The sequence below is a fragment of the Candidatus Methylomirabilota bacterium genome, from assembly GCA_035936835.1.
Taxonomy (GTDB): domain Bacteria; phylum Methylomirabilota; class Methylomirabilia; order Rokubacteriales; family CSP1-6; genus AR37.
The window spans coordinates 1-7397 of sequence record DASYVT010000234.1 but is presented as its reverse complement, the minus strand read 5'-3'; the positions used below and the strand labels follow the sequence as shown (position 1 = coordinate 7397).

8 protein-coding genes are annotated in these 7397 nt (G+C 67.3%); 6 read left to right on the top strand and 2 right to left on the bottom strand.

What is annotated here, in order from left to right; translation table 11 throughout:
• Positions 1–702, bottom strand: a 702-nt coding sequence (locus tag VGV06_21185; protein HEV2057655.1) for an ABC transporter substrate-binding protein, incomplete at its 3' end; no start/stop codon positions are given.
• 79 nt (positions 703–781) lie between these two features.
• Positions 782–1720 (bottom strand): TIGR03560 family F420-dependent LLM class oxidoreductase, encoded by a 939-nt coding sequence (locus VGV06_21180; protein HEV2057654.1) that lies wholly within the window; start codon positions 1718–1720, stop codon positions 782–784.
• A gap of 110 nt (positions 1721–1830) precedes the next feature.
• Between VGV06_21180 and VGV06_21175 the strand changes: the two genes are divergently transcribed.
• The 6 genes from VGV06_21175 to VGV06_21150 all read left to right on the top strand — a co-directional run.
• A complete protein-coding gene (locus VGV06_21175) occupies positions 1831–3078 on the top strand; it encodes an ATP-grasp domain-containing protein (GenBank protein ID HEV2057653.1) in 1248 nt (415 codons plus the stop codon).
• A gap of 57 nt (positions 3079–3135) precedes the next feature.
• Positions 3136–3423, top strand: coding sequence for a type II toxin-antitoxin system Phd/YefM family antitoxin (locus VGV06_21170; protein HEV2057652.1), 288 nt, complete (start codon positions 3136–3138; stop codon positions 3421–3423).
• Positions 3420–3815, top strand: a complete 396-nt coding sequence (locus VGV06_21165) for a type II toxin-antitoxin system VapC family toxin (GenBank protein HEV2057651.1) — start codon at positions 3420–3422, stop codon at positions 3813–3815. Before VGV06_21170 ends, VGV06_21165 begins: the two co-directional genes overlap by 4 nt.
• A 42-nt stretch (positions 3816–3857) precedes the next feature.
• Complete coding sequence (locus tag VGV06_21160) at positions 3858–4478, top strand: transposase (GenBank protein HEV2057650.1); 621 nt, start codon at positions 3858–3860, stop codon at positions 4476–4478.
• Between the two features lie 394 nt (positions 4479–4872).
• Positions 4873–5937, top strand: a complete 1065-nt coding sequence (locus tag VGV06_21155; protein HEV2057649.1) for a HEAT repeat domain-containing protein — start codon at positions 4873–4875, stop codon at positions 5935–5937.
• Between the two features lie 4 nt (positions 5938–5941).
• On the top strand, positions 5942–7397 hold a 1456-nt coding region (locus VGV06_21150; protein HEV2057648.1), incomplete at its 3' end, for an Ig-like domain repeat protein.

The window sequence follows — 7397 nt, the reverse complement described above, 5'->3', positions numbered from 1 at the left end:
CTTGATGAACTTGCCGGCGTACATGATGACGGCGACCTGGAAGGCGCTCACGGAAGGAGTCTGCTCGCTCAGGAAGAGGCGGACGCCCACCTTGAGCTGCTCGGCCTGCATGCCCCACGGCTCGGGGACGAAGGCCGCGTCGACGGCCTTGGCGGCCAGTGCCTTGATGCCCTCCGGATAGCCGAGATACACGACGTCGACGGCGTCGAATCCGACCCCGCCATGCTCGAGCATCTTGGCGAGCATGTAGTCGAAGTTGATCCCCTTGGCGCCGCTGGCGATTTTGAGGCCCTTGAGATCTTTGATGAACTTGACGCGGCCGGAGTCCACGAGGTCCTTGCGGACGACCAGAGGGGTGAAGCTGTACCCGGGCCGCGCCTGTCCCTTGTCGGCCACGATCTTGAAGTCCATGCCGCCCGCGATGGCGTTGTAGAGGCCGGCCGACGGGCTGCCGATGGCGACGTCGAGCTGGCCCGTGGCGAGCGGGGCGACCATCTTGGCCCCTGATGCGAAGCGCTCGACCTCGACCGTGATGCCGCGCGCCTCGAAGTAGCCCTTGTCCATCGCGATGTAGAGGCCGACGTTCGAGATGGCGAGCAGCTCGCCCATCTTGACGACCTCGGCGGCGGCGGCCTGGAGCGGCACCGCGAGCGCGGCGGCCAGGGCGGCGAGTCGGATCCATCGGCGCGCGAAGAGTGTCACGGGTTGGCCTCCTAGTGGGGGGTGCGGCGCTAGATTACGCGGGTAGACGAGCGGATTCAAGCGCGCGACGCTCGCACTCTCAGAGCTTCGGCATGACCTCGCGCGCGAAGAGCTCGAGGCCCGGGAGATCTTCCTGGTCGAGCGTCTGGAGCAGTACGCGCTGGAGCCCGGCCTGCTTCCAGGCCTTGAGGTCCGCGACGATGCGCTCCGGCGAGCCCGCGAGGAAGGACGCCGCGTGCCACGCGGCCTCGTCGGCGGGCAGCGCGGGGAAGATGGCGCGCATGCCGGCGATGCGCTTCGCGACCTCGGCCGAATCGCGCCCGATGGCGCAGGGGACCATGAGCGACCGCGCGATGACTTCCGGGTCGCGGCCGAAGGCGCGGCTGTGCTCGGCCAGCACGGAGCGCTTCTGCGTGAAGCCGGCGATGTCCACGCGCGTCACGTTCCACTCATCCGCGAATTCGGCGACGATCTTGAGCGTGCGCTTCTCGCCGCGCCCGCCGATGACGATGCGGTAGCGGCCCGTTGCGGGCAGGGGGAAGCTCTCGGCCTTCTCCAGTGGGAAGTGCGGCTGCTTGAGCGTGACAGGCTGGCCCTTCTCGAGCGAGCGGATGAGCCGCGCTCCCGCCTCGAGCCTGTCGAGCCGCTCCTTGAGCGTCAGGAAGGGCACGCCGAACATCGTGTGCTCGTGCTCGTTCCAGCCCGCGCCGAGCCCGAGATCCAGCCTGCCGCCCGAGAGGGTGTCCACCGCCGCCGCCATCTTGGCGAGCAGCGCGGGGTGGTAGAAGGTCAACGGCGAGACCATGGGGCCGAAGCGGATGCGCTTCGTGCGGAGCGCGAGCGCCGTCAGCGACGTCCACGTCTCGAGTGACGGCCGCTTGGAAGCGCCGCCGAGGCCGGTGAGATGGTCAGAGCGGCACAACGACTCGTAGCCCAGGTCCTCGGCCGCCTGCGCCAGCCGGAACCAGCGCTCCCACGTGAGCCCTTCCTGCCCTTCGATCATGATCCCGACCTTCATGGCATGATCCCGACCTTCATGGCGTGACCCCGCCCTTCATGGATGCCTCCTTGGCTTGACGCGTGGCTCGGCTTGACACCTTACAGCATCCGGGGCCCAATGGGGCCGCCATGTCGCCCGCCGCGGCGCAGCCGCGACTGCTCCTGCTGGTCCCGACGACGACCTACCGCACCGAGGACTTCGTGGAGGCGGCGCGCCGCCTCGACGTGGACCTCGTGGTCGCGGCGGAGCGGCCCAACACGCTGGCCGCAGCCCTCCCGGATCATCTCCTGACCCTGCCGTTCGGCGACCCGGCTGCAGCGGCTGCCCTCATGCGCGACTACGCGCGCACCCGCCCGGTCGCCGCGGTCGTGCCGGTCGACGACGCGACCACCGTGGTGGGCGCCGCCATCGGCCAGGCGCTGGGGCTCCGCGCCAACACGCTCTCCGCAGTCAGCGCCACGCGGAACAAGCAGGCCATGCGCGAGGCGCTGGCACGGGGTGGGGTGCGCCAGCCCGGCTTCGCGGTCTTCTCTATCACGGATGACCCGCAGGCCGTCGCGGCGCGCACGCGCTTCCCGTGCGTGCTCAAGCCGCTCGTCCTCTCGGCGAGCCGCGGCGTCATCCGCGCCGACACGCGGGTCGAGTTCGCCGCGGCGTGGACACGCATCGCGGCCATCCTCAGCGAGCCCGATGTCCAGGCCCTCGGAGACGGCGCGTCGAAGATCCTCGTGGAGGATTTCGTGCCGGGCGTCGAGGTCTCGCTCGAGGGGATGCTGACGGAGGGGAGCCTGGCGACGTTGGCGATCTTCGACAAGCCGGATCCGCTCGACGGGCCCTTCTTCGAGGAGACGATCTACGTCACGCCCTCCCGGCGGCCCGAGGAGACGCAAAGGACAGTCGCGGAATGCACGGGGCAGGCCGCCCGAGCGCTCGGGCTGTCAGACGGCCCCGTCCACGCCGAGCTGCGTATTAATGATACGGGGCCGTGGCTCATCGAGTTGGCCGCGCGCTCCATCGGGGGGTTGTGCTCGCGCACGCTGCGGTTCGGCACCGGCATGTCGCTCGAGGAGATCATCCTGCGCCACGCGCTCGGCTGGCCCATCGCCTCGCTCGAGCGCGAGCGCCCCGCCGCGGGCGTCATGATGATCCCGATCCCGCGCGGCGGCATCCTCGAAGAGGTCCGCGGCCTCGAGGCCGCGCGCGCCGTCGCGGGCATCGAGGACGTCACCATCTCCATCCCCAAGGGCCACCCGGTCGTCCCGCTGCCCGAGGGCTCCCGCTATCTCGGCTTCATCTTCTCCCGCGCCGCGACGCCGGCCGAGGCCGAAGCCTCGCTGCGCCGCGCCCACGCGCTGCTGGACTTCACCATCCTGTAGGCCGGCCGCGTGCTATCATGGTCACATCGTTATGACCATGAGCGGACGGGAGAGACCATGAAGACGATGCCGGCCGGTGAGTTCAAGGCGCGCTGCCTGCGCGTGATGGAGGAGGTCAAGAAGTACCGGACTCCGGTGGTGATCACCAAGAAGGGCCGACCGGTGGCCAAGCTCGTCCCCGCCGACGCGCCGGCGACCGACGTCTTCGGCTGCTTGGCCGGCTCGGCGCGAATCGTCGATGATATCGAGGCCCCGGTCCTCGCCGCCCAGACGTGGAGGGCGGTCGGCCGCAAGAGCATTGCACGGCGAGCCAAGCGGCCCGGTGCCCGGCGCCCGCCGCGGTGATCGTCCTCGACACGCACACCTGGCTCTGGCTCTGCCTCGAGCCGCGGCGACTGTCGAGCGTCGCGGCGGCCGCGATCCGACGAGCCGCGAATGACGGTGGGCTCGCGGTCGCCTCGATCAGCCTCTGGGAAGTTGCGATGATGCTCGTGCGGGGCCGCGTGATCCCCCATGGAACGCCGGAGACCTGGCTCGGAGCGCTGGTGGACCGCAGCGGGGTGACCGTCAAGGAGATCACGCCCTCGATTGCTGCGCTGGCGACGCACTTCCCCGACAACTTCCCCGCCGACCCCGCCGACCGGCTCATCGCCGCCACCGCGAGGGCCGAGGGGGTGCCTCTGGTCAGCCGCGATGCGCGCATCCGCGCGAGTGCGGTGGTCGAGACCATCTGGTGACGGTGCCGCTTTCGGGAATGGGCTTCGTGCCATCGCCGTTACGTGCTTAGGCCGCCGCTGGCCGAAGATCGGCTCCGGCTCCTAGGAGACGGCCGTGTGCGGCTGGAGCTCAAGCGCCCCTGGAGCGACGGGACGGCGTATCTGCTCTTCGAGCCGATGGAGTTCCTGGGGAAGCTGGCGGACTTGACGCCGCGGCCCGAGATCAACCTGGTGCTCTATCACGGGGTGCTCGCCCCCCGCGCGCGCTGGCGGCTGGACGTCGTCGCCTATCGCCGCACGGAGCGTGACCGGGCGAGGGATCCCCGCGCGGGGGGCGAGGGCGCCCCCAGGCCCCGCTACCGGCCGTGGGCTCTGCTGATGCGTCGCGCCATCGACCTGGACGTCCTGCGCTGTCCGCGCTGCGCCGGGCGGATGCCGCGGATCGCCACGATCGACGACCCCGCCGTCATGCAAAAGATTCTCGCCCACCTTGGCCTCCCGGGCGCGCGGGGTGACACAGAGAAGTTTCCTCTTGACAACGATCGACGCGGTACCGATAGTCCCGCCTGTGTACAGGGCCGGGGCTTGGGAGAGAGCGCGTGTCGGGGTCGGGGCCGCGCACACCGGTACCCGGCCCATCGGGAGCCTAGGGTTGGCCAGCGTGGGGCAGGATGCGCGGTGTAATCGCTCTAGTCCTTGGCTTCCGGGGAGCGTACGTGAGCCGCAAATTCTTGAGAATCGAAGCCTTTTTCCTATTGACAACCGTACCGCTTGCACCCACACTCCCGCTTGTCGCTGGCGGCGGTTCACCGATTCATAGATGCTGCTACTGGCCAAGCGCGGAGAAAGAGCGAATGGCCACACCAGTTCCGGGGGCCTGAGTCCGGTGCGAGCAAGGCATACGCGCTTCCTAGCGGTCCGCAGGCGGGTTAGGGGTGCCAAGGACGAAGGTGCACCCCTGCGTGTCGCAGCCGATTCCCCAGGGGCCTGGTTGACGAGGCGGGACCGGCGGCTGCCGGCCCTTCGCTTTCTCATTCGACCTCTCTCGCCAGTGCTGGTAGGACTTTGGGGCCTCCTCGTGACCGGCGTGGCTGAGGCCCAGTCTGTAACTGTCACGACCGCAACGACCCTTATAGTGGTCGCCGAGAGCCGGCAGGGACCACCCACGACACCCTTCAGTCTCGAGGTGCAATACGACCGCGCGACTGACCTGATCTCCATCAAGTCTCGCGAGGCGCCGTTAGACACAGTGCTGCAGGAAATCGCGAAGAAGACAGATCTGACGATGTCCTCACCGAAGAAACTTCCTGAAGACCGCGTCTCTGTTGAGATCAATCGCGTCCGCTTGGAGCACGCGCTAAGGCGATTGCTGGAGGGGTTCAATTCGATTTTCATTTATGGCCTCGACAGTAATCCGGCCAGAAGTGCGCCGAACGAGGCTCCCACGCCTCGATTGGCGACGGTCACTGTTCTATCCAGGAAGGTGGCCGAGCCCGTGGAGGCTCGCGCCCTGCAACATCAATCAACAGATGAAACGAAGTCGCCCCATTATGGAGGGCCTGCAGTCCGCGACCCGGCAGAAATGCTACGCGCCCTAATCGAGGGTGGGGCCGACGTCGCTAGAGGGATCGCGAATGCTTTGAGGGAACCGTCGAGAGAGCAGGAGAGAGAGCGACTCATAGAGGCATTGCTTGAACGCTTGGACAACGGATCTTTCTTCCCCGCCGACGGCGTTCTTGCCGCCCTCAAGGAGTTAGCCCCCGAGAGGGCGGCAGACGCCTTAGTGAAGCAGCTTCAGGGAACCGATCCGCGGATGCGGGCGATCGCGGCAGCAGCGCTGGGACGCCTAGGAGATGAAAGAGCGATTGAGCCCTTACTGCCGAGATTGGGCGAGGACGACGAAACAGTACGTCGCGTCGCCGCAAGCAGCCTCGCGCTGATCGGCGGACGACGGGCCATGGATGAGCTACTTCAAGCTTTCGTCGCGGGTGAGAACAGAATCAGATACCCCGTTTCGGTCGCCATAGCCTCGTTCGGCGACGAGCGTTCTCAAAAAGCGATCGCAAAGCTGATTGCGGGAGGTCTGGCTCTGCGTGAGCCGACCGCTGAAGAAGCCGGCGTGACCAATCCGAATGCACGATGAGCGAGTGTACAATTCCGAGGTGCGCTTGATGGGCAAGGTGTTGGAAGGACGGAAAAAGAGGAGGCAAGTGAAGTCGCGAAGCGTCGAGCTCGCGGCGTTGCTGACCCTCCTGACGTTCGTCGGTATCCTCGCCTCGGGAGTTCGCTCGGCTTCCGCGGGGACTGCCGCAATCATCGACAACGGCACCGTGCAGATGGGGATCAACCCTGCTGGAGACCTCAACGTGCCTGGTGGCACACCGTCTGGCCCGTCTTCTGTGACAACCACTGTAGGATTGCGGTACATCCCGACGAACGCCGATGCCCTCTCGCCCGGCTGCCTGTGCGAAGGGTGGGGCGTGGCGAACGCTGACGCGGCGACCGTGACCTTCGGTGGCGCTGCCAACGAATCGACGAACCCCTTCGCGCCCGGCCTGGTCGTGGTGGACGCACTAACCGGCGTCACTGTGACGACCGGCAAAACCAGAGCGGAGTCGGTCGGCAGCGCCTACAAGTCGGTCGTGACGGCTGGCCCCGGTCGGGTGCGGGTGACACACAACTATCATCCCTCGGCATCACCAAATCTGTATCAGATCGACATCACGATAGAGAACATCGGCTCGACCTCGATCGGCGATCTCCGCTACCGGCGCGTGCTGGACTGGGACATCGAGCCATTCGTGTTCAGCGAATTCGTCGAGATCCACCTCGGGACCGCCCCCAACCTGCTGAGGGCCACGACCGACGGGTTCCGATCGGCGAATCCGTTGGACTCCCCGGGTCCGTTCGCTGGCGCGCCTCCAACTACCCTTACGGGGGCAGTCGGATCCACTGACTACTCGGGCGGTCCGGCCGATCAGGGGTCGCTGTTCGACTTCTCGTTCGGCATGCTGGGGCCGGGCGAGTCCATCACGTTCACACTCTTTTACGGGGCCGCCGGAACGCGGGCAGACGCGCTCGCTGCCATCAGTGCGGTGGGGGCCACGAGCTACTCACTTGGCATTCCCAGGACGTCTACTCTCACGGCGTCGACGGGCGGGCCGAATATCTTTATCTTCGCCTTCGGCCCCAAGGCCTCGACCAGGACGGCCATAACGTCGTCCACTAACCCCTCGGTCTCTGGGCAGGCGGTGACGTTCACGGCGACGGTGACGGCGGCTGGCGGAGGCACGCCGACCGGGACGGTGCAGTTCACGATCGACGGTGTCAACTTCGGCAGCCCCGTGACGGTGACCGGCGGGACGGCGGCCAGCGGTGCCACCTCCTCGCTCTCGGCGGGCGCGCATTCGATCACGGCGACATACGTCGGGGACGCGAACTTCAACACAAGCACGTCGACGGTCCTGTCGCAGGTCGTGAAAGCGAGTACATCGACGGCGATCACCTCGTCCGCCACGACCTCGGTCTTCGGCCAGTCCGTTACTTTCACGGCGACGGTGACGGCGGCTGGCGGAGGCACGCCGACCGGGACGGTGCAGTTCA